Genomic DNA, 1373 nt, shown 5'->3' on the forward strand with positions numbered 1-1373 from the left:
TGCTCCAGGTAGTTTGGATAGAGTTGAAGAAACAGAAAATCCTGGTGGAGATATATACGTCCCAGTAAGCGGGGATTGCTAAAAATAGTCTTTGAAGTTAAAATCAAGCTATACACCTGCATTTATTGATGCAGGTGTGTCAAATATTAAAAAAGGAGAAAATATTTTTATGATAAAAAAGATTATATTATTATTAATTTTTATATTTTCTATAACTGTAAGTTTTTGCATTGAACTAGATGAAAAAAAAGTGAATTCGGCATATAAATATGCCAGCAAAAATTATGCGAAATTCAATACTAAAAATCTGGAATTGTACTTTGAGAAAAACGCTAATTTTGCTCCTTATATTATTGAAATCGCATCATATTACCAGAAAGAAATAGAAAATTTAATAAGAACTTTTAAATCAACAATGACTAATAAAAAAATTCAAGTAATTTTATTTGAAACAAGAAAAGAAGTAATAGGTTTATCTGATTATCAGACTGGTGGATTCTGGAATAATAAGGTAATTTTTGCAATGCCGGTTAATTTAAAACATGAAATAGTACATGCTATTGATTCGTATATTTTTAAAGGAGAAATTTCCTTTTTTAAAGAAGGTCTTGCAAATTGGTTCAAATATATTAATGATGATCTTGATTTGGGTTCAAAATATCACTTTTATGCTAAATATATGATTAAATATTCTTTAGAATATAGAAATCTGAATTATGATGAGTTATATAAAAAAATATTTTTAAATTGGAAAAATGGATATACATTTGGAGCATCATTTATAGGTTTTTTTATTAAAAATTATGGAATAGATAGATTTAAAGAATTTTATATAAACATACAAAAATGGAATAAAAAACAATTAAAAGATAATATAATGCCATATATGATTAGATGGATACAATGGCTAGAATCTGAAAATAATAATTTTAATTACATAGAGGATTTTTTTACATATTATAACGAAAAAAATAATACAAATGTAAATTTAAAAAAATTTATAAAAATAAAAAATATATATTGGAATAATTTTTATGTTGTTTCAAATAATAAAATGGTATTAAATAAAAATATAAATGGGAACATATATTCATATACGACAATATATAATTTGAAGGAGAAAAAATTAAAATTATTTAAAGGGAATTTTATAACAATTTCGAAAAATTATTTATTAACAGCAAATGGGATGGTAAGTTTAAATTTATATAATTTACAAAAAAAATCAGAATTGTTTAAATTTGATAATAAACTGAGGAATATAAATATTGGTTTTATTTCTGAAAGTAGAAATAAATTGCTATTAACATCGGGAAAAGAAATAAAAGAATATAGTCTTGAAAGCGGGAAGTATATAAAAACTATAAATTATG

General features: G+C 22.3%; 1 protein-coding gene. It reads left to right on the top strand.

Going from position 1 to position 1373, the window contains the following annotated elements; genetic code table 11:
- Positions 1-169 precede the first annotated feature (169 nt).
- The coding region (locus X274_RS09900; protein ID WP_197073359.1) for a hypothetical protein at positions 170-1373 on the top strand (1204 nt) is incomplete at its 3' end.

It is taken from the genome of Marinitoga sp. 1155 (assembly GCF_001021175.1).
GTDB lineage: Bacteria > Thermotogota > Thermotogae > Petrotogales > Petrotogaceae > Marinitoga.